Source organism: Caulobacter sp. P1_B12_2 (assembly GCF_056406675.1).
Genome location: NZ_JBFTZS010000001.1, coordinates 1 through 21,111 on the forward strand (window position 1 = coordinate 1; position 21,111 = coordinate 21,111).

A 21,111-nucleotide genomic window follows, 5' to 3' on the forward strand; every position below is an offset into this window, starting at 1 on the left:
TCTTGGGGTCGGCCGAGAACTCGTTCCAGAAGCGGTCCAGATAGATCCGCTCGCGGCCGGCGACCAGGCGCTCCATGTCGGGACCGCCGAACCGGAAGTGCCAGAGCAGCGGGCTCTTGAGGATCTCTTCCCACGGACCGACGCCGGGCACCGGGGCGTCGATCAGCACCAGGCGGGTCACCCGCTTCTGGTTCTGCACCGTGAAGGCGTAGGCGACCATGTTGCCGATGTCGTGGGCGACGACGTCGGTCTTGTCGATCTTCAAGGCGCCCAGCACGCCGGCCACGTCGCCGGCTTGCGTCTTCTTGTCGTAGCCGCCGGCCGGCTTGGTCGAGAGGCCCATGCCGCGCAGGTCGGGGACCACCACGGTGTGGTCGCGTGCCAGGTCGGCGGCCATCGGCGCCCACATGTCGCCGGTTTCGCCATAGCCGTGCAGCAGCACGACGGCCGGGCCCTGGCCGCCGACCCGGACATGGATCGTCGTGCCGTTGGTGGTGATTTCCTGGGTCTTGAACGAAGCCGGAAAGGCGGGGACTTCGGCGTGGGCGGCGACGGCCAGGGACAGCAGCGCGACGACCGGCAAGAACAGACGTTTCATGACGAACCTCCAAGTTGAAGCGCTAGACTGAAGCCTGGCCGCCGCCCCGCCTTGAACAATCCCGCCATAACCACGTCCGTCAGGGATCGCCTAGCCGCCGGCGACCGCGCCGATATAGCCCAGCGTCGCCGCCCGGTGGACGGTCTGGGAGCGACCGGCCACGCCCAGCTTGTCGGCGGCGTTGATCATGTGAAAGCGGACGGTCGGGGTGGCGATCTGGACGATGGCGGCGATCTCGCCGTCGGTCTTGCCCGCCGCGGCCCATTTCAGGCACTGGATCTCACGCCGGGTCAGCCGCGCGGTGTCCTTGCGCGCGCCCAGCGCCGCCTCCTGATAGGCGCCGGTCAGGCGCAAGGCCAACAGGTGGAACTCGCCGGCCCGGGCCGCGAAGATCTTCCCCACGTCGACGTCCGGATCCGGCGAGGCCCAGACCACCGCCCCGATCACTCCGCGTGGCTGATAGGCCGGGGCGACGATCGCGGTGGCGACGCCGAACATGTCGCCCGGGTCGATCGCCCCCATCGCCTGGGTCCAGCCGGTCGGCCGCCAAGTCTGCAGGCGGCCGTCCTGGAAATAGAACGGCTCGGAGGTCAGACGGGTGGCGAAGACGAACGGCGCGCGCAGGGCGAAGGCCCGGTCGCGCCAGTATTCCAGCGTCGGGTCGATCCAGCGGAACAGGGTCTCGGCCAGGGGTTTTGCGTCAGTCCCGACCATCGGTCGGGGACTTGAAATATCGGCGCTGACGGCGATGAACGGCAGGCCGACCGCGCGGCCCAGCGCGTCGATCTCGCGCGCCAGCCGTTCGACCAGCTCCAGATCCGCGGCCGCCGGCGCGCGTTCGGCGCTCATGGTCCCACCCTTGTTCACCGCAACCCCTGGACGATGACCCCGCCGGGCGCGGCGCGCAACGATCCCTAACGGAAGCCCCCTATCAGTTCCGATAGCTTGCGCGGGGCGGCCCCCTTGGCGAGCTTCCCGGCGGGCGACAGCGTTGCGCCCGCGCGGCGAGGTGTGTGGGGTGGAGCTTGAACTTTCGACCGAAGACCTGGCCTTTCGCGACGCGGTCCGCGCCTTCCTCTCCGCCCGCCTGACGCCGGAGCTGGTCCAGGCCGGACAGCGGATGACCAGCGTGTTCTGCGACAAGGATCACAGCCTGGCCTGGCAGAAGATCCTCCACGCCCAGGGCTGGGCCGCGCCATCGTGGCCGGAGGACTACGGCGGTCCCGGCTGGAGCGAGATGCAGCGCCACGTCTTCGCCGCCGAGTGCGCCCGGGCCGGCGCGCCCGCCCTGGCGCCGATGGGGCTGAAGATGGTGGCCCCGGCGATCATGGCGTTCGGAACCCCCGCCCAGAAGGCCCGCTACCTGCCCCGCATCCTGTCGGGCGAGGACTACTGGTGCCAGGGCTATTCCGAGCCCGGCGCGGGCTCGGACCTGGCGGCCCTGTCGCTGCGGGCCGAGCGAGACGGCGACGACTACGTCCTGACCGGCTCGAAGCTGTGGACCACCCACGCCCACTGGGCCAACCGGATGTTCTGCCTGGTCCGCACCTCGGCCGAAGGCCGCCCCCAGGCCGGGATCACCTTCCTGCTGATCGACATGGACAATCCCCGCATCAAGGTGGAGCCGATCGTCACCCTGGCCGGCGAGCACGAGGTCAACCAGGTGTTCTTCGACGGCGCCCGCACGCCGGCGGCCGACCGGCTGGGCGAGGAGAACCAGGGCTGGGCGGTCGCCAAGCACCTGCTGACCTTCGAGCGCGGCGGCGGCTACGCGCCCGGACTCGAGGCCATGCTGGAGCGCCTGCGGACCTGCGCCGGACTGGAGGCCGGTGACGAGACCGAGCGCCTGCTGGACGACCCGCACCATCGCCGCCGCCTGGCCGAAGCCGAGATCGCGACCCTGGCCATCGACATCTCCGAGCGGCGGGTGCTCAGCGCCCTGGCCGGCGGCGGCGGTCCCGGCCCCGCCTCATCCCTGCTCAAACTGCAAGGGTCCGAGGCCCTGCAGCGCCTCGACGAACTGGCGACCGACACGCTGGGCCCCTATGTCGCCCCGCATCAGCCTCAGGCCCGGACGGCGGGCTCGAACCTGACGCCGATCGGCCCCGAGCACGGCCTGACCACCATGGCCCGCTATCTGAACAACCGCGCGGCCTCGATCTACGGCGGCTCCARCGAGATYCAGCGCRACATCATCGCCCGCCAGATCCTGGGCCTCTGATCGGCCCCCCTATCATTTCCGATAGCTTGTTCGCCCAACGCCGGACCCGCACGCTCCCTCCAAAGCCAGCGTCCCATGAAGGCGCGGCGATGAGGGAGGAACAAGCATGTCCGGACCATCGCGTTTGGCGCTGACGCTCGGCGCGTCGGCACTGGCCCTGCTGGCGGCTTTGCCCGCCGCGGCGCAGGCCCAAGCCCAAGCCCAGAAGACCGAACCCTTCACCATCGAGACCCTGGTCGTCACCGCCCAGCGGCGCGAGGAGACCGCCAACAGCGTCGGCATGCCGATCCAGGCCTTCAGCGGCGAGACCCTGCAGCAACTGCGGGTCACCGACCCCAAGGACCTGTCGGCCATCGCCCCCAGCTTCACGGTCTCGCAGAGCTATCAGGGCGTGCCGACCTATACGCTGCGCGGCATCGGCTTCAACACCATCAACCTGTCGGCCACCTCGACGGTCGGCACTTATGTCGACGAGGTCGCCTACGCCTATCCGTTCATGAACACCGGCCCGATCTTCGACCTGGAGCGGGTCGAGGTGCTTAAAGGGCCGCAGGGCACGCTCTACGGCCGCAACACCACCGCCGGCCTGATCGACTTCGTCACCAACAAGCCGACCGAGACCTTCGAGGGCTCGATCACCGGCGAGGTCGGCAACGACCAGACCCACAATTTCGAAGGCCATGTCAGCGGGCCGCTCGCCAAGGGGCTGCAGGGCCGCCTGGCCTTCCGCTCCGAGGACAGCGACGAGGGTTGGCAGGTCAGCAACACGCGCGGCGACCGCCAGGGCGAGAACCATCGCCTGGGCTGGCGCGGCGCCCTGGCCTTCCAGCCGGGCGACAAGGTCGAGATCGATTTCTCGTATTCCGGCTGGACCAACACGTCCGACACCGTGGCCGCCCAGGGGATCGGCTTCACCCCGGCCACGGCGGCCAGCCCGTTCAACGCTCCGGGCCTGGTGAACTACATCGCCACCCACGCGCCGACCAAGGCCAGCCAGGCCGACTGGGCCGCGCCCGCCGCCCGCGGCGCGGACATCGGCACGGGCCTGGGCGTCGCCGGTCCGGCCCGCGAAGACGACCGGATGGACGCGCTCAAGCTGAAGGTGGTCTGGGACCTGACCGACTCGGTCCGACTGGTCTCGCTGACCAGCTACAACGAACTCACCCGCGACGCGGTGTTCGACTGGAGCGGCGCGCCATACGAGATCCTGGTCCAGAAGGCCCATGGCGAGATCGAGTCGGCGGCCGAGGAGCTGCACTTCGAGGGCAAGACCGACAAGGGCGCCTGGCTGGTCGGCGGCTATATCGCCCACGACGAGATCCTGGACAGCAACCGCACCCTGCTGGGCCAGAACGCCAATGTCGGCCTGGTGCGGTTCTACGGCTCGACCTTGCTGGCCACGCCGTTCAACAGCGGCGGCTACACCGCTCTGCAGATGAGCCAGTCGTTCCGCACCTATGAGGACGTCGGCAATATCGAGACCGACACCTGGAGCCTGTTCGCCAATGTCGATCATCAGCTGACGGACGACCTGAAGCTGACCCTCGGCGTCCGCTACAGCCAGGACAAGCAGGACTACGCCGGCTGCTCGCGCGACTTCAACGGCAACATGCTGCCCAACGTCAATGTCGTGAACCGGGCGCTGTTCTTCGCCGCCTACGGCCTGACCGCGCCGATCAGCCAGGGCCAGTGCAACACCTTGGACCCGGCCAAGAAGGCCTTCGGCCTGGTCACCTCACGTCTCGACGAGGACAACCTGGCCTGGCGCGCGGCCCTGGACTGGAAGGCGACCGAGGACGTGCTGCTGTACGGCTCGATCTCACGCGGGGCCAAGGCCGGCGTCACACCGATCAACGCCGCCAACATCTCGACCCAGAACGCCCCGGCCACCCAGGAGCTGTTGACCGCCTACGAGGTCGGCATGAAGGCCGCCCTGCTGGACCACAGGCTCCAGGCCAATGTCGGCGTCTTCTACTATGACTACACGGACAAGCAGCTGAGCGTCTATTTCGCCGACCCGATCTATACGGCCCTCGCGCGCCTGGCCAACGTGCCGGAGTCCCTCGCCTACGGCCTGGACGGCGACATCACCTGGCGGCCCCTGCGCGACCTGACCCTGATCGCCTCGGCCACCTGGCTCCACACCGAGGTGAAGGGCTATACGGGCATCAACGCCGCCGGCCAGCCGCAGAGCTTCGACGGCCGGCCCTTCCTCTACAGTCCCAAGTTTCAGGGCGGGCTGACCGCCCTGTTCGATCATGACCTGAACAGCGGCCTGAAGCTGCAGGCGGCCTTGAACGGCCGCTGGCAGGGCAAATCGTCGGCCGACCTGGAGGGCAATCCGCTGTTCGCGATCGACGGCTACGGCCTGGTCAACGCCAGCGTCGGCGTCTCGGATCCGGCCAAGGGCTGGGAGCTGTCGCTCTGGGGCCGCAACCTGACCGACGAATATTACTGGAGCGCGGTCAGCAGCAACGCCAACGTCGTGGTCCGCTTCCCCGGCAAGCCCCGCACCTACGGCGCGTCGCTCAGCCTGAGTTTCTGACCCGCGAAGGACAGCTTCGGCGTGATGGCCGCCGAGCTTGACCTCCCGACCGCCATCGACCTCGGATCCTGGAGCGTGTCGCCGTCGCCGGCGCCACGCTCTCCTTTTCGGATCGTCAGGCCAGGGCCTTCTTGTAGAGCGCCAGCAGGTTGGACCACGCCTTCTCGGCGGCGGCCTCGTTGTAGACGGCGCTGCCCTTGACGGTCCAACCGTGGGCCGCGCCCTCGAAGACCTCGATCTGGGCCGGACGCTTGGCCTCGGCGAAGGCGGCCTTCAGCTTGTCCTTCACGGTGGGATCCTGCTTGTCGTCGTTGTCGGCGACCTCGATCAGGAACTGGGCGTGGGTCTTGGGGATCAGCAGGTGCGGGCTGTTCGGCTGGTCGGTGAACAGGCCGCCGCCATGGAAGCTGGCCACCGCGCCGATGCGGCCCGGGACCGCCGCGGCGGTGCGGAACGCCAGCGGGCCGCCCATGCAGTAGCCCTGGACCCCGACCTTCTTGGCCTTGTTGGTCTGGGGCTGGGCGTCGAGGAAGGCGACATAGGCCACGGCGTCGCGCTCGGCGCCCTCGGGCGTCACCGTGGCCCGCATCGGGGCCAGCTTGGCGCGGTCGTCGGGCTTGGAGAAGTCGAAGGTCTGCTCGATCACCGGCGCCTTCTTGACCCGGTAGTAGAGGTTGACGACCAGCACCACGTAGCCGGCCGCGGCCAGCCGCTTGCCCATGTCGCGGAACACCGGCCGCAGGCTCAGAACGTCCGGCCAGATCACCACGGCCGGCCACTTCCCCTTGCCTTCGGGATAGAACAGGGCGGCGTCGGTCACGCCGTCGGGCGTCTTGATCTCGACGTCCTTCTCGACCACCGGGCTCTGGGCGCCCGCGGAGGTCGCGGCGACCCCGCCGAGCGCGGCGGCGGCCAGGCCGAAGGCCCGGCGCGACAGGCGCGGGTCGTGTACGAGGCCGGGGTGGATATCGTCGTCACACATGCGAGCAGTCTCCGTCGGATCGGGAGGGGATCGGGAGGGCGCGAGCCCTTGTGGCGGGCTCATTACCGCACGACCCTAACCCGGGAATGTTTCAACGGCGAAACATCGATCGACGCTGATCGACGCCAGAAGGTCGTTGGCGGAATATGCGCGCCGCCCCGGGTCCACCTGGCCTAGCCGTTGAAAACCCTCCGTCCACGGTCGACCTGCATCCGATGCGAACCCGCCAGCGCGGTGTCGCGGGCCTTGATCGTCCTCATGAACAGCCACTCGCCCGTCACGCGCTGGGGGGTGACCTCAATCATCATGTAGCCACGCTGGCTGGTATCGGCCCATTTCAGCTCGGGATTGGCGGCCATGAAGCCCTGGGCGACGATCTTGGGGTCGGCCCCGAAGTCGCCCTCGGCGCCGCCCGAGGTGACGGCCTGGCCGGCGAACTCGACGCCTGCGGGACGGCCGTCCTCGACCAGCCCATAGGCCCAGGCGTTGTGGCTGTCGCCGGCCAGCATCACCAGATCGGCGTCCGCCTGTTGCGCCGACTGCAGCAGACGCGACCGCGCGGCCGGATAGCCGTCCCAGCGGTCCATCCACATCGGCAGGCCCAGCTTGGCGGCGCGGATGTTGTTCCGGTAGCCGTTGACCTTCTTCTCGGGGACCTCGGGACGCAGCCAACTCACGGCGTCCCGCGGCATCACCGTCCGCCCGATGATCGTGCCCATGCCGACCATCTGCCAGGCGGTGGAGCGGGCGTTGGTCTTCAGTTCGTGCGCCAGCCAGCTTTCCTGGGCCGAGCCGAGCATCGTCGCCGAGGGATCCCGCCAGGGGCCGTCGCGGAAGGCCTTCAGCGCCGCGTCGGGATCTTCCGCCCGGAAGGCGGCCCCGATGTCGGCCGGGCGAGTGCGGCCCAGCAGGCGCGATTCGGTGCGGTAGAGCGTGGCCAGCGATCCGATCGGATAGGCCTTCCAGGGCTCGTCCGAGACCGGCATCCACTCGCGATAGACCTGCATCGCCGCGGCGCGCCGCACGTTCCAGTCGCCTTCGGTCGCGGACTGATGGTTCTGCGCCCCGCCTTCCCAGCTGTCGTTGGCGGACTCGTGGTCGTCCCAGAAGGCGACCATCGGGGCCACTTGGTGCAGCCGCTGCAGGTCGGGGTCGGCGCGGTAGCAAGCATAACGCAGGCGGTAGTCCGTGATCGTCAGGATCTCGTTCGCCGGCTCCAGCGACCGGCCGGCGGCCCACTGGTCCGCGTGGATCGAGGCGGGGCCGTACTCGTAGATGTAGTCGCCGGTGTGCAGCCAGAGATCAAGGTCGGTCCGCGCGGCGGCATGGCCATAGGCGTTGAACAGGCCGACCGGCAGGTTCGAGCAGGAGAACACGCCCAGTCCGAAGCGGGCCGTGTCGCCCACGGGCAGGGTCTTGGTCCGCCCGACCGGCGACTTGCCGCCGTCCGGCGCGACGAACCGGTACCAGTAGACCGTCCCGGGCTTCAGGCCGTCGACGGTGATCTTGGCGGTCCAGTCGCGATAGGCGCCGGTGCGCACCACCCCGCCCGAAACCACCTTGCTGAACGCCGGATCGAGCGCGACCTCGACGTCGAGCCGGACCGTGCCGTCCCCGGTGGCGGGCACGTAGCGGGTCCACAGCAGCATGGCGTCGGGGGCGGGCTCGCCGCTGGCCACGTTATGCGTGAAGCCGGTGGCGCCGAGGACCTCGGCGGCCAGCGCCCGACCGGCGGGAAGCACCAGCGCGCCCAGTCCAAGCCCGGCGCCCACGACCAGGCTGCGACGATCAATGTTCAGGACCACGGCAGGTCTCCGCGCGCTGGAATTTCTGGAGAGGGGCGGCCGCGCGCGTCGCTTGGGCGCCCGGTCGCGGACGTTGGAGTAGATGACGTCCGGCGCGTTGAAGATGTTGCGGCCGGCGACCATCACCTCGAAGCTCTTGTTGATCTTGTAGCTGGCGCTGACGTTCCACAGCTCGCGAGCGGCGTGATAGAGGATGCCGTTGTTGGCCGTGGTGGGCGTGTTGCTCAGAGCGCTGGTGCGATACTTCGCCTGGGCGTTGCCGGTCAGCTGGACGTCGAACTTGCCGTAGCTGTAGCGGACGCCCCAGTTGGCCGCAGTCTTGGGCAGGTTCACGCGCACGCCGTCCGGATCGATCTTGGTGATCGAGCCCCGAAGGCCCAGGCCCCGCAACGCCCCCGGCAGGAAGATCAGCTGCTGGTCGTATTCGAGGGTCAGGCCCTTGTTGGTGCTGGTGCCCGGCAGGTTCTGGGCGCTGCGGAAGGTGTAGCCGGCGTAGTCGCCCGGGTTGTAGCCGACATCCTCCGGGTCGACCGTGACGCCGGTCACCTGCATGTCGGTCACGTCCAGCTGGTAGGCGGACAGGCCGATGACGCCCGACGGCTCGAGGAAGTACTGCAGGCTGGCATAGTACTTTGTCGAATGCTCGGGCTTCAGCAGCGGGTTCGGCACGGTGACGATCAGGGTGTTGTCGTCCACGCCCACCACGCCGCCGAGGTTGCCGTAGTCGGGGCGCAGGATCGACTGGCTGAAGGCCAGCTGGCCGACCAGCTTCTTGGTGAAGTCGTACTTGGCGCCGCCGCTGAGGAACCAGTCGTCATACTCGCCATGGCGGGTCGTGTAGGTCCCGTTGCGGTACTGGTAGAGCAGGCCCGCGACCGTGCTGGTCGACAGGCCGGCGGCGGTCACGTCCTTGGCCGGACGAATGTCGGCCACCCGGGCGTCGGTCTCCGTGCTCTCGTAGCGCAGGCCCAGATCGAACTGCGCCTTGCCGACCCGCGGCTGGAGCTCGAAATAGGCGGCGTTGACCGTCTCGCCGACCTTCTTGTTGTTGTCCAGCTGGCGCTTCAGGTTGCCGACGGCGTCGGGCACGAAATAGTCCGGGTGGTCCTTGTAGATGTCGTAGACGGCGTAGTTGCTGTCGGCGCGCCAATTCTGGGCGTTCATGTTGCCGGCGTCGAAGCCGTGGATCTGGAACTGGTACTTTTCGGTCCAGGGGATGAACGCCTCGGGCGCCTTCTGGGTCAGGTCGTGCGTCGGGCCGACATATTGAAACTGCTGGAACGACCCCTCGTTGGTCTTCCAGACGTTGGTCCGATAGGTCGCGCCGGCCAGGACCTTGAGCTGGACCGGTCCGACATTGAGCTTCTTCTTCAGGTCCAGATTGAGGCTGTACATCTGGTTCTGCGCGTCGGACTCGGACGTGCGGATGTTGTTGCCGATGTCGTCGTCCCGGTTGAAGTTCGAGGGAACGCCCCACGCCCGGCCGGCGGTCTGGTTCAGCGTCCAGGCGTTGGAATCCTGCGACGCGCGATCCAGCGTGAAGCCGATGCGGGTCAGATAGCTGTCCGTACGCTGAAAGAAGCCTTCGCTGTTGTCCCGGAAATTGAATTCCGAGCTGGAATAGCTGCCACGCAGCAAGGCTTCCCAGGTGTCGCCGCGGTATTCCAGCTTCGGAGCGAACAGCCACGAGGGCGTGCCCGCGTAGCGGTGCGAATACTGGGTGTGCAGGCGCGTGTTGGTCCCGTTCGGGTTCACTACGATGTGGGTCGGGGTGGAGTCCGCCGTGGTCTGCGAGGCCGTCGTCGTGCCGAAGATCAGATAGGTGTACTGATTGAAGTACTCGACGTCGTAGAACGAGTAGGTGCTGCGCAGGCTGAGGGACCACTGGTCGGTCAGCTTGTAGTCGACGCTGAGATTGGCGGCCTGGCGGTGGGTCAGCTTCGGACCGGGACGCCACATCACCTGGTAGGGAATGACCCGGCCGTTGGCGAGATAGGACCAGTCGGTCTGGATGCGATCCTGCTGGACGAAGTTGGCGTTGTAGCTGGCGTTGAACGCGATGCCGAGACGGCCGTCCAGGAAGACGTCCGCATAGCCGATCTGAGCCGACGGGAAGATGCTGGAATGCTTCTTGTCGTCGGGCAGGTACTGCCGCGAGAGCTCGGAGTCGGACGTGCCGACGCCGCCGAGTTGGAAGCGCAACAGACGGCCGTTGCGCTGGAAGGCGTACTTGCTGCGCAGGTTGATCGCGCCGCCGGGCGAGTCGGCGTCCATGCTGGCCTGCAGGGTGTTGTTCAGTTCGATCGAGTCGATGCCGGTGATCGACATCTGCTCGAACGAGTTCTGACGGCCGTTGTTGTTGTTGGACGTGGCGGTCGCCATGCGGGCGCCGTCGGTGGTGAAGGTCGAATATTTCGGATCCAGGCCGCCGATGCGGACGGCGGTGGCGTCGACCTCGGTGTAGTCCAGCGACAGGCCGGGCATGTTCTTCATGAACTCGCCCACGTCGCCCATGGTCAGGGCGCCGAAGTTGTCGGCGGCGACAACGTTCTTGGCGTTGGTCGAGGCGCGTCGCTCCATGATGGCGCTGGCCTGGCCCTCGCGCCGGGCGACGATCGTGATCGCCTCGACCTCACCGTCCTTGGCGGCGTAGGACTGCGGGTTCAGCGCGAAATCCAGCGTCGCCGCCTGGCCCGCCACGACGGTGGCGACCGCGCGCGACTCCTGCAGGCCGGTATATTTGACCACGACCGTGGCGTCGCCGGACGGCACGCCGCTCAGGCGAAAGTCGCCGCCGTCCTCGGAAAAGGCGACGATCGTCGTGCCCTCGACGCGGATCTCGGCGTTGCGCACGTACTCGCCGGTCGCGGTGTTCAGGATGCGGCCGCGCACCATGCCGGCGCCCTGGGCCTGCCCGGCGCCCGACGCACCTTGGACGGAGGACTTCAGCGTGATGATCTGGCCGTCATCGGAATCGATCCGCAGCGGCGTGCCGGCGATCAGCAGGCGCAGCGCCGCCCGGACGTCCATCCGGCCCTTCACGGCCGGCGTGCGGATGCCTTCGAGGTTGCGCGCGGGCGCCACGATCTGCACCTGGCCCTGACGGGCCAGTTCGGGAATGGCGCGAACGGCGGATTGCGCAGGAATGTCGAAGATGCGCTCCTGCGCGCTGGCCGGCGCGGCCATCGCCAGCGCGATGACGGCGGCCCCGCAGGCGAGGACGGAATAACGAGAATTCATTGGCCGGTAGCCCCCAGTCGTCGCGTTAGTCGCGAGGTTCGGGGGTTAAGAGCCGCCAGTCGGCGGCTTCCACTATCGGTTACAAAAACTTCTTATTGCGCCGCGGCGCCGGGAGGGCCGCCCCGGGTCAGGACGATGCTGTCGCCCTCCTGTTCGAGCCTGGCGTCGAACACCTGGGCAACGGCGCGACTGAAGCCGGCGGGGTCGTTGGCGGCGAACAGACCGGTCACCGGCTCGCGCGCCAGGTCCGCGTCCCGGACCTCGATCCGGGTCTGGCTGTAGCGCGCGAACGCCGCCGCCGCCTGCCTCAGGGACTCGCCCTCGAAAGCCAGCTTTCCGTCGCGCCAGGCCAGTTCGCGGGTGACCACGTCGGGCGCGATCAGTTGCGGATGCTCCACGGTGGATAGGCCGCCGATGGGATCGGACAGGATCAGCCGCGTATTGGCGTCGAGCGCCCAAGCGCTCGCGGAGGCCGCCGGGTTCAGGGCCGCGACATCGACCCGCCCCTGGTTCACCAGCACGTCGACGGGGTCGTGATCGAGCTTGCGCACCCGGAATCCCGCCTGGGCCGTACGCAGACGACGACCGTTCACCTCGACGATGAAGGGCCGCCTCTCGTCGCGCGCCACCGAGAAATAGGCCTCGCCTTTGAGCAGGGTCACGCGGCGCTCGCCCTCACTGTACCGGACCCTGATCCGGGTGTCGGTGTTCAGCAGCACGGTCGACCCGTCCTTGAGCGGCGCCAGACGGATCTCGCCCCGCTCGGTGCTGACGACCGCTCCCGCCGCCGGCACGCCGACGGCCAAGGCCGCCACCGAGGCCGCGGCCACGACGCTGCCCGTCCAGGTCAGGGCCTGGCGACGGGACAGGCCCGCGAACCGCGAGCGTTTGGTTTCCTCGAAGGCGATGGGATCGAAATCGGATCCCAGCGCCTGGGCGGACTCGCTCATCATCGACAAGGCCTGGGCGCGCATCAGCGCGCCTCGGCTGCGGGGATCGCCCCTCAGCCAGGCGTCGAGCGCTTCCTGGCCCTCCGGTGTCAGCGACCCGCGGTCCAGCCTCGCCGCCCAAACGGATGCGGCCTGATCAATGTCGCGACTGGTGTCTTGCTGGGCCATCTAACGAGGCAATCTCCGCTTCCGTATTCCTAGAGGTTTGGGACCGGTTGTTTCCGCTACGCCCGAACCAATCAATCAGGAACAGGATGCCTCGTGAAATATGGGTCTCGACGGTATTTTCCGATATTCGCATCCGCGCGGCGATCTCGCGCTGCGACACGCCGTTGACGCGGCGAAGGACGAAGGCCTCCCGCGTCTTCAGCGGCATCGCCGCGATCGCGCGGGCCAACTGGCGCAACTCGTCCCGATCGATCGCGTATTGCTCAGGCGAGGCGGCGTCCTCGGGGTGTTCGAGCCGTTCCAGGTCATCGACGCTGTGGATCGGCACGATGCGCGCGCGGCGCACATGCCGCATGATGACCGAGCGCGCGACCTGGAACAGGTAGGCGCGCGGATGGCGGATGGCCTCGGCGGACTCCAGCTCGGCCAGGATCGTATAGGACTCCTGGATGATGTCGTCGGCGTCCAGGCCCGTCGGGGCGCGCCGCGAAAGCCAGCCTCTGAGCGCGGGCTCATGCGGCAGGATGTTCCGCAGGAACCACCGTGTTCTTTGCCTGTCGGCGCCGCTCATCCCTGACCTGCTGGCTGGATATTGCCCGAGAGCGGAGCGGCCCGGCGTCGGGACAGCGCCGCTTCGATCGGCGTCCTGCCTAGACGCCGTTTGTGACACTCACGCCGGGCTGCACGCACGCGGACGATCATCGGCCCCTTCCAACCTCCAGTGGCGCGTCGAATGTCAGGGCGCGACCGGCGCGGCCGCCAGGGCGTCCCGGTCTTCCGACGTCACGGGGACGAGCGGCGCCGCCGGATCGCCGGTCCAGCGCGCCAGCGTCAGGTCGGCCGTCTGCTTGCCGTCGATCTTGGAATTGACCGCCAGATAGACCAGGCCATGGCCGACGGGCTGGAAGCCGACATCGGCCTTCTGGCGCCATCCGCGCACGCCGGTGGCGGGATCCTTCAGGCCGTCGTCGGCGAGGCCGATCAGCAGGCCCCGCTCCCAGCCCTTGCCCCCGGTCCCGGGCACGCCGACGAGGTCGGCCAGGACCGGCTTCTCGCGCGCTTCGACGGCGTACAGGCCATAGTTGGGGAAGGCCGGCTTCTGGCCCAGATAGACGCCCATGAACCAGCGCCGCTGGGTTTCGTCATAGGCGAGGTTCTGGACGCCGTAGCGCGTGTTGCCGGTGCGGACGAAATACTTGCCGTGCATGGCCGCCGGACCGTGGTGGTGCGGCGCGGCCTCGGTCAGCGGGCTGGCGTAGCGGCCCCAGTCGGCGACGTCGTATTGCAGCAGCACCTGGTGGTCGTTGTCGGTGCGCGCCGTGTTGCCGTAGACGCCGTAGGCGACGGTCAGATAGCGCCTGCCGTTGGCGTGGCCGAATTCGGGGCCGAAGCTGACGCCGTCGATGCCGGAGCAGTCGTAGCGGTGGTCGGGCGAGGCGACGACGTCGCCCTTGAACTTGCCGTCGTCGCCCTCGAAGACGCCGTCGCCGTTCAGGTCGGCGGCGTAGTCCTTGACCACCTCGGGCAGATAGACGGTACGGAAGATCTCGGTCTTGCTCGCCTCGACGCCGACCCGGTCCAGCCGGGCGACGTCGATCACGGCGATGTAGAAGGCCTTGTCTTCCTTGTATTCCAGCGAGCCGTAGACCTTGCCGTCGGCCGGATTGAAATCCAGGTCGCCGAGGTGGCCCGTCCAGCCGACCAGCGTGCCGATCAGCTTGCCGCTGAAGTCGTATTTCGCCAGCAGGTTGGTGAACGAGTAATAGATGTAGCCGCCCCGCACATCGACGGCGACGCCCTGCACGTGTCCGGCCGCCCAGACGCCGCCGTTCTGCTCGAGCGGCAGGCGGGCCATGGCCGAGGCGGGCGCGGTGTCCGCGATCGGGTCAGCCAGCGCGGATGAGGCGAGGCCGACGGCCAGGGCCGAGACGGCCACGGCGAAACGATGACGACCGAACATGCTGCAAGCCCCGCTTCTGGTGGGGCGGGGCTAAACGGCCGTCGTGACAGACGCGTGACGAGCGAGTGACGGTTCGGCTTTGAGCATGCGAAGCGACGCAGGGAAATTCCCTGCCCAGGCTCGCGGTCGGTCATTTGGGAATTTGGCGCGCGAATACGGACACGTCGGAGAACTATGAGCGGCCGTTGGCGATTTGAACGGCGATACGGCGCCGTCCCCGGGACGAAGATCATCGCGCCGCGTCCAGCCCGGCGGATCCTGGACGCGCTGGTTAGCCTGACAACACCGAGGGTTGCTCGGGTGAGACCAAGCCCCAGGGCTTAGAGCGCGGGCGCCACGACGCTTTCGGTGTTGAACGCGGCCATCACGGCTCGGGCATAGGTGACGCCCACGCGAACCGCTGTGCCGTCCCGCAGGACGACGACATGGCTCGCGCGCCCCTGCCGGTTGATCTGCTGGACGGCCGCGCGACGCACGAAGGCCGAACGGCTGACCCGGACCATAGTCGTCGGATCGATCTGGTCCTTCAGGCTCTCCATGGTCGCCCGCACCATGTGCGAGCGTGTGGAGGTGTGTAGGAGGACGTAGTCGCGAGCCGCCTCGATCCAGTCGATTGACGAGACATCGACGCGAACGAGCCCCCCGCGATGGGGCGCCCAGATATACTGGACGCCGACCCTCGCCGAACTGTCGTCCTGATGCGCCGCGTCCGCTGTCGGGTCTGCGATCCCTGGGACCGCAACCGCGCTGCGTCGGCGTCGCGCGCGATCCAGAGCGATCGCCAGGCGGTGGGCCTCCACCGGCTTGAGAAGGTAATCGACCGCGTCGACCTCGAAGGCTTGCAGCGCGAATTGATCGAACGCCGTGATAAAGACGACGTCGACGTCGTTCGTTTCCCGCAAAGCCTTGGCCAGCGACAGGCCGCTCTGCTTGGGCATCCGGATGTCGAGCAGCGCCAGGTCCGGTTTCAGCGCTTCGATCTGAGCGGCCGCCTCTTCACCGTCGCGGGCGGTCCCGACGATCGTGACGTGGGCCATCTGGGCCAGCAAGGCTTCCAGACGCACTAGCGCCAGGGGTTCGTCGTCGGCCAACAGCACGCGCAAGGTCATGCCGCGTTGACCGCGGATCGCCGCGCGAGCGGCACCGAGACCTCAGCCCGAAAGCCGCCGTCGAAGGGGCGCGCGTCCATCTGGCCGCGCTGGCCATAAAGCACCTCGATCCGCCGCGCGACGTTTCGAAGACCGATACCGGAGCCAGAGCGTTCGTTCTTATCCGAGGCGCCGCCATCAATGACCGACAGAACCAAGACCTCACCATGTTCCTGGGCCGTGATCCGCAGCCGGCTACGCCCTTTCGAGGGCGTTAGCGCGTACTTCACCGCGTTCTCGACAAGCGGCTGCAGGATAAGGCTTGGCACCAGGGCGTTCTCCAACCTCGCCGGACAGTTGATTTCAATGTCCAGGGTCTCGGTGAAACGGATCGCTTCGATATCGAGATAGGCCTCCGTGAGCGCCAATTCGTGACTCAGCGGAATGAACTCGTCCTCGGCCGGGGTGAGCGACGCTCGCAGGAAGCGGCTGAGGCCCTCGATCATCAGCTCGGCCTTTTGGGTGCGCCCCGACACGACCAGGGAGGAGATGTTATTGAGCGTGTTGAACAAAAAATGCGGGTTCAGCTGAAAACGCAGCATTTGCAACTGGGCGTCACGGGCGAGTTCCCTCGCCTCGGCCACTTGCCGAGCATATTCCGCCGCCCGCCGCGCATGGACGCTGGCTTTCTCATGTGTCGAGATCAGCTCCAAGGCCGCCGTGTAGAACCCGAAGAGCCAGAAGTAGAGCAGGCAGTTGAAGGCTAGCGCTTCGAGGTTGAAGGGTTGGTGCCCCGCCTTGCCGAAGGTCACGTGGAAGACGTCGGCCGTCCAACTATCGAACAGGGCTTGCAGACCCGCCGCGGCGAAGGCGGCCAAGGTTAGGACGACCCACTTCGGCGTAGTGGGCCAGCCGTTCAGCGCCCTGACCAGGGCGTTCAGGAGCAGCGATCCCGTCAAGCCGGCTACGGTGAGCCCCGCGAGCCAGACGATCATCCACAGCGGAAAGCGTCCGCCGGTGGCCACGCTGATCGAGGCGGTAAAGGTCAGTAGGCAAAGACCCCATAGGCCAAGGGTCAACTTGACGGTGAGCACATCCATCCACCGGGGCGCCCCGAGGTCTTCGCTCCTCGCGTCTGCCCGCATCACGGCCCCCACCAGGGCGTAAGCGTCAGCAAGACTTTGCCCTTGAGATCTGGCTCAGGTGAGCGACGCGTTCGGCGATGGGGGCCATGTTCCCTGAACTGGCCGTGATCGCCTCCATTTGCGCCTCCATCTGCGCCTGCTGGTTTCGGGCCGAAGCCTGGGCCGACAACGCGCCCGCCGCCTGGGCCGCGCTGGCGAGGTAGGCCGCGCCGGGGACGAAACTGGCCAATCCCGCCACGCCCATGCCCAGCCCGGAGGGACGACGCTGCGCCGCCTGCATGGCGCTACGGCCCATCTGGGTCGATGCTTGCGTCATCTGTTGCTGCATGTCCTGCAGTTGACCGTTCAGACCGCTGATTTCCGCGATCAAGGCCTCGCAAGTCAACGCCCCGTCGCCCAGCCTGACCGCTTCGAAGCGCCGGCCTTGCTCGCGCCCGGGCTCGGCGGTCGACGATGGGACGGGAGCCGCCGCCATCGGCGAGGCCTGCATGGCGATCATCAAGACCAGCAGGGCCCGCGCGGTCAGTCCGAAACGACGCATCCGCGCCTCCTTAACCTTGGATCTCGTGCGTCGATAACATCCCGTTTGGCCGCCGCGCCGGGCGGCTCGCGGCGTTCATCGCAAATTCGTCGCACGACCGACCCAGGCCGTCTTTCGTCGCATCGTGGCGCGCGTTGGTCGCGCACCAACGGCCAGCGGCGTTACGACATGGCAAGCGTGGCCATCGACCGAGCCTAGCCCGCCGCCCACCAAGCCGTCTCCAACAGGATTTCGTCCGCCCACGGGCCGGACCCCGACATGATGATCAAGTCCCTCCATCTGCTCGTCGCCGTCATCGCGGTCGGTTGCGTCCACGCGACATCGGCGACCGCGGATGTCCTCGAGATCGATATTGACGGCAACGTCATCCTCCTCGCCGGGCGACCGGCGGCGTCTCCGCTCCGGCCTGCGCATCCCTTGCGCCGAGCGCCCCCGCCCCTGAGGGCGGCGTTCGCCCAGGCCGGAGCGGAGGCGGAAATCAGCACGCACCTCCTAGAGGCCGTGGCCTGGGTCGAGTCTCACTATGACGGGCGCGCCGCCTCGCCCAAGGGGGCCCTTGGCGTGATGCAGTTGATGCCGGCGACGGCGCGAATGCTAGGGGTCGACGCCCGCGATCCCGCACAGAACATCCGGGGCGGCGCGGCCTATCTGCGCCGCCTGTTGAGGGACTTCGACGGCGACACCGTGCGGGCCGTCGCCGCCTACAACGCCGGTCCCGCGGCGGTGCGCCGCTATGGCGGCGTGCCGCCCTACCCTGAAACCCGAACCTATGTGGAGCGGGTGATGTCCCGCCTCGCCGCCGAGGCCGACCAGCTCCCCTGAGACCCTGAAATGAACCGAGCCCTTCTCTATGTGATGGTCGCCGCGATGTCGGCGAGCCCGGCCGCCGCCCAATCGGTGGACCTTGATCCAGCTGGATCCTCGCCGATCCTGTCGGCCATGAATTGGCTGCAAGGCAGCCTGATGGGCAATGTCGCCACGGCCGCGGCCGTAATCGCCATCGGGGCCATCGGCTTCATGATGCTGACCGGTCGCCTGGATTGGCGGCGCGGCATGATCGTCGTGCTGGGTTGCTTCGTGCTGTTTGGCGCGGCCGCGATCGTCGGCGGCATCCGCCAGGTGGCGAGCGGTCTCTAGGCCATGTCCGGGCAACTCGATTCTGATCCGGTGTTCGCGGCCCTGACCCGTCCGCAGATGCTGGGCGGCGTGACCTACAACTACGCGGTGTTCAATCTGATCGCGACCGTAGAGGCCTTTCTGATCACGCGGTCGTTCTGGGCCTTGGCCCTCGCGGCCGTCCTGCAGGCGGTCGGCTACATGGCCTGCGCCCGCGATCCCCATATCTTCGACCTGTGGATCACGCGCGCCAGCCGCTGCCCGCGCGTACGCAACCACGCGTTCTGGCGAGCCAACAGCTACGCGCCATGAGCCTGCTGCGATCGCTGGATCTGGGCGGGAAGCTGGCCCCGAAAGAGGCGCGCGTGGGCGATCGCCTGCCCTATGCGCGTCAGGTCGACGACGCCACCCTGGAGACGCGCGACGGCCTGCTGATGCAGGTGCTGCATCTGCGCGGCTTCTCGTTCGAGACGGCCGACACCGAGGAGCTGAACTACCGAAAGACCGTGCGCGAGACCATGCTGCGGGCGATCGGTTCGTCGCGTTTCGCGATCTACCACCACATCGTGCGGCGACGGGCGGCGGTCGAACTCGACGGAGGCTTCGAGGATCCGTTCAGCGCCGCGCTGGACGCCGACTGGCGCGCCCGGCTGTCGGTTCGCAAGCTCTATGCGAACGACCTGTTCTTGACGATCGTGCGCCGTCCGCTCCCTGGACGCGCGGGCTGGCTGGACCACATGCTCCGCGCCCCCGATCATCAAGCGGCCAACCAGGCCCTGGACTTGCGCGAACTGTCGGCCGCCCGCGACGCCTTCCTGGCCACCCTGGCGCCCTACGGCGCGCGGCTCCTGACCGCCTACGACGGCGAGACGGGGCTGTGCTCGGAGCCGCTGGAGTTCATCTGCGCCCTGGTCAACGGCGCCTTTCGTCCCGTCCTGCTGCCGCAGGGCGACCTTGGTCACCATGCTCCGTCTTGCCGGCTGACCTTCGGCCTGGACGCCTTCGAGGCCTCGCCCGGGCCGGCCGGACCGGCCCGGGGCTACGGGGCGATGGTGTCGGTGAAGGACTATCCGGCGCGATCGTCCGCGGGCCTGCTCGACGCCGTCGTGCGACTGCCGTTCGAGATGGTGCTGACCGAAAGCTTCGCCTTCGTCGAACGCCAGCCAACCCTGGACCGCATGAACCTGGCGCTGCGCCGCATGCGCGCCAGCGACGACGACGCCCTCAGCCTGCGCCGCGAGCTGACCGAGGCCAAGGACCAAGTCGCCTCCGGACGCGTCGGTTTCGGCGAGCACCATCTGTCGGTCATGGTCCGCGCGGACAGCCTGCCGGAACTGGACTCGGCGGTCGCCGAAGTGCGCGGCGCCTTCACGGAGGCGGGCGCTATCGCCGTGCGCGAGGACATCGGGCTGGAGCCGGCGTTCTGGGCGCAATTCCCCGGCAACTTCAAGGATATCGCCCGGCGGGCCCTGATCTCTTCGGCCAATTTCGCTGGGCTGGCCAGCTGCCACAACTATCCCTTGGGCCAGGCGTCGGGAAACCACTGGGGCCCGGCGATCACGGTGCTTGAGACCACGTCGGCCTCGCCCTACTACTTCAATTTCCACAAGGGCGACCTGGGCAACTTCACGGTCATTGGCCCCTCGGGCGCCGGCAAGACCGTGTTGCTCACCTTCCTGGCGGCGCAGGCTCGCAAGGTCTCGCCCAGCATCTTCTACTTCGACAAGGATCGCGGCGCGGAGATCTTCATCCGCGCGGTGCGAGGCCGCTACGACCGTATCCGACCCGGAGAGCCGACGGGCTTCAACCCCCTGGCGCTCGATGACAATCCCGCTAATCGCGCCTTCCTGACCGAGTTCATCGGATGGTTGGCGGCGGGGGGGCAAGCCCTGACGCCGGACGAGCGAGCAGTGATCGCCGACGCGATCGACGCCAATTTCGCCCAGCCGCCGGCCTATCGCCGTCTGCGCTATTTCCAGGAACTGTTCCGCGGGCTTCGTCGCCCGTCAGCCGGCGACCTGGCCTCGCGGCTGTCCGCCTGGTGCGGCGAAGGCGAGCACGCGTGGCTGTTCGACAACGCCACCGATGGCCTGGACCTGTCCGGCGGCGTGGTCGGCTTCGACATGACCCGCATCCTTGACGCGCCAGACACCCGCACGCCGACGATGATGTACCTGTTCCACCGGGTCGAGCAGCATCTCGACGGGCGCCCGTCGCTGATCATCGTCGATGAGGGTTGGAAGGCCCTGGACGACGCCGTCTTCGTCCAGCGCATCCGCGACTGGCAAAAGACCGTGCGCAAGCGCAACGGCGTGGTGGGCTTCGCCACCCAGAGCGCGTCGGACGCCCTGGAGAGCAAAATCGCCTCGGCGATCATCGAACAGGCCGCGACCCAAATCTTCCTGCCCAATCTCAAGGCTCAGGAGCGCGAATACATCGGCGGCTTCGGTCTGTCGCGGCACGAGTATGACCTGGTCCGCACCTTGCCCGACACCTCACGCTGCTTCCTGATCAAGCACGGCGACCACAGCGTGGTGGCGCGCCTAAATCTCGCGGGCTTGGAGCGACATCTGGTCGTGCTGTCGGGCGCCGAGGCCTCGGTCCGGCGGCTGGACGCCKTGCGCGAGACGCTGGGGGACGACCCCGCCGTCTGGTTGCCGATCCTGATCGCCGAGACCGCCTGATGATGGCCGCCTGCCCTGCCCCCGACCCGCGTCTGCAGTTAGTCGCCGGTCTCAACCAGGCCGTGGAT

The 21,111-nt window shown here is 67.9% G+C and carries 16 protein-coding genes; 6 read left to right on the forward strand and 10 right to left on the reverse strand.

The annotated features are described in order from the left end of the window. Both AC1DZ6_RS00005 and AC1DZ6_RS00010 read right to left on the reverse strand, forming a co-directional pair. Positions 1-598: alpha/beta fold hydrolase (locus tag AC1DZ6_RS00005; RefSeq protein ID WP_477095139.1), on the reverse strand; the 598-nt coding region annotated here is incomplete at its 3' end. A gap of 90 nt (positions 599-688) precedes the next feature. Continuing rightward, complete coding sequence (locus tag AC1DZ6_RS00010) at positions 689-1,447, reverse strand: helix-turn-helix transcriptional regulator (protein ID WP_477095140.1); 759 nt, start codon at positions 1,445-1,447, stop codon at positions 689-691. A gap of 169 nt (positions 1,448-1,616) precedes the next feature. On the opposite strand from AC1DZ6_RS00010, the gene AC1DZ6_RS00015 reads away from it, so the two are divergent. Further along, positions 1,617-2,819 carry an acyl-CoA dehydrogenase family protein gene (locus AC1DZ6_RS00015; protein ID WP_477095141.1) on the forward strand — a complete coding sequence of 401 codons (1,203 nt, stop codon included), beginning with the start codon at positions 1,617-1,619 and terminating at the stop codon, positions 2,817-2,819. Between the two features lie 106 nt (positions 2,820-2,925). Then, on the forward strand, positions 2,926-5,364 hold the full coding sequence (locus tag AC1DZ6_RS00020; protein ID WP_477095142.1) for a TonB-dependent receptor: 2,439 nt from the start codon (positions 2,926-2,928) through the stop codon (positions 5,362-5,364). Positions 5,365-5,479: 115 nt separating this feature from the next. On the opposite strand, the gene AC1DZ6_RS00025 is transcribed toward AC1DZ6_RS00020, so the two are convergent. The 8 genes from AC1DZ6_RS00025 to AC1DZ6_RS00060 all read right to left on the reverse strand — a co-directional run bounded on the left by AC1DZ6_RS00025 (position 5,480) and on the right by AC1DZ6_RS00060 (position 17,243). Next, the gene (locus tag AC1DZ6_RS00025) at positions 5,480-6,346 is read right to left on the reverse strand and encodes a dienelactone hydrolase family protein (protein ID WP_477095143.1); all 867 of its coding nucleotides are present in this window, start codon (positions 6,344-6,346) and stop codon (positions 5,480-5,482) included. A 173-nt stretch (positions 6,347-6,519) separates the two neighbouring features. Then, a complete protein-coding gene (locus AC1DZ6_RS00030; protein ID WP_477095144.1) occupies positions 6,520-11,391 on the reverse strand; it encodes an alkaline phosphatase D family protein in 4,872 nt (1,623 codons plus the stop codon). A 92-nt stretch (positions 11,392-11,483) separates the two neighbouring features. After that, the gene (locus tag AC1DZ6_RS00035) at positions 11,484-12,509 is read right to left on the reverse strand and encodes a FecR family protein (RefSeq protein ID WP_477095145.1); all 1,026 of its coding nucleotides are present in this window, start codon (positions 12,507-12,509) and stop codon (positions 11,484-11,486) included. Next, positions 12,478-13,080: an RNA polymerase sigma factor gene (locus tag AC1DZ6_RS00040; protein ID WP_477095146.1), complete on the reverse strand. Its 603-nt coding sequence runs from the start codon at positions 13,078-13,080 to the stop codon at positions 12,478-12,480. Before AC1DZ6_RS00040 ends, AC1DZ6_RS00035 begins: the two co-directional genes overlap by 32 nt. A 165-nt stretch (positions 13,081-13,245) precedes the next feature. Beyond that, positions 13,246-14,469: a hypothetical protein gene (locus AC1DZ6_RS00045; protein ID WP_477095147.1), complete on the reverse strand. Its 1,224-nt coding sequence runs from the start codon at positions 14,467-14,469 to the stop codon at positions 13,246-13,248. Between the two features lie 320 nt (positions 14,470-14,789). Continuing rightward, on the reverse strand, positions 14,790-15,578 hold the full coding sequence (locus AC1DZ6_RS00050) for a LytR/AlgR family response regulator transcription factor (RefSeq protein WP_477095148.1): 789 nt from the start codon (positions 15,576-15,578) through the stop codon (positions 14,790-14,792). After that, positions 15,575-16,657 carry a sensor histidine kinase gene (locus AC1DZ6_RS00055; protein WP_477095149.1) on the reverse strand — a complete coding sequence of 361 codons (1,083 nt, stop codon included), beginning with the start codon at positions 16,655-16,657 and terminating at the stop codon, positions 15,575-15,577. The genes AC1DZ6_RS00050 and AC1DZ6_RS00055 overlap by 4 nt, the downstream gene beginning before the upstream one ends. A 70-nt stretch (positions 16,658-16,727) precedes the next feature. Continuing rightward, positions 16,728-17,243 (reverse strand): hypothetical protein, encoded by a 516-nt coding sequence (locus AC1DZ6_RS00060; RefSeq protein ID WP_477095150.1) that lies wholly within the window; start codon positions 17,241-17,243, stop codon positions 16,728-16,730. A gap of 258 nt (positions 17,244-17,501) precedes the next feature. Between AC1DZ6_RS00060 and AC1DZ6_RS00065 the strand changes: the two genes are divergently transcribed. From AC1DZ6_RS00065 to AC1DZ6_RS00080, 4 genes are read left to right on the forward strand one after another with little or no spacing between them, the layout of a single operon-like run. Further along, positions 17,502-18,065 carry a lytic transglycosylase domain-containing protein gene (locus AC1DZ6_RS00065; RefSeq protein ID WP_477095151.1) on the forward strand — a complete coding sequence of 188 codons (564 nt, stop codon included), beginning with the start codon at positions 17,502-17,504 and terminating at the stop codon, positions 18,063-18,065. 9 nt (positions 18,066-18,074) lie between these two features. Then, a complete protein-coding gene (locus tag AC1DZ6_RS00070; protein ID WP_477095152.1) occupies positions 18,075-18,380 on the forward strand; it encodes a TrbC/VirB2 family protein in 306 nt (101 codons plus the stop codon). Between the two features lie 3 nt (positions 18,381-18,383). Continuing rightward, complete coding sequence (locus AC1DZ6_RS00075; RefSeq protein ID WP_477095153.1) at positions 18,384-18,671, forward strand: VirB3 family type IV secretion system protein; 288 nt, start codon at positions 18,384-18,386, stop codon at positions 18,669-18,671. Beyond that, positions 18,668-21,043: a VirB4 family type IV secretion/conjugal transfer ATPase gene (locus tag AC1DZ6_RS00080; RefSeq protein WP_477095154.1), complete on the forward strand. Its 2,376-nt coding sequence runs from the start codon at positions 18,668-18,670 to the stop codon at positions 21,041-21,043. Before AC1DZ6_RS00075 ends, AC1DZ6_RS00080 begins: the two co-directional genes overlap by 4 nt. The last annotated feature ends 68 nt before the right edge of the window (positions 21,044-21,111 follow it).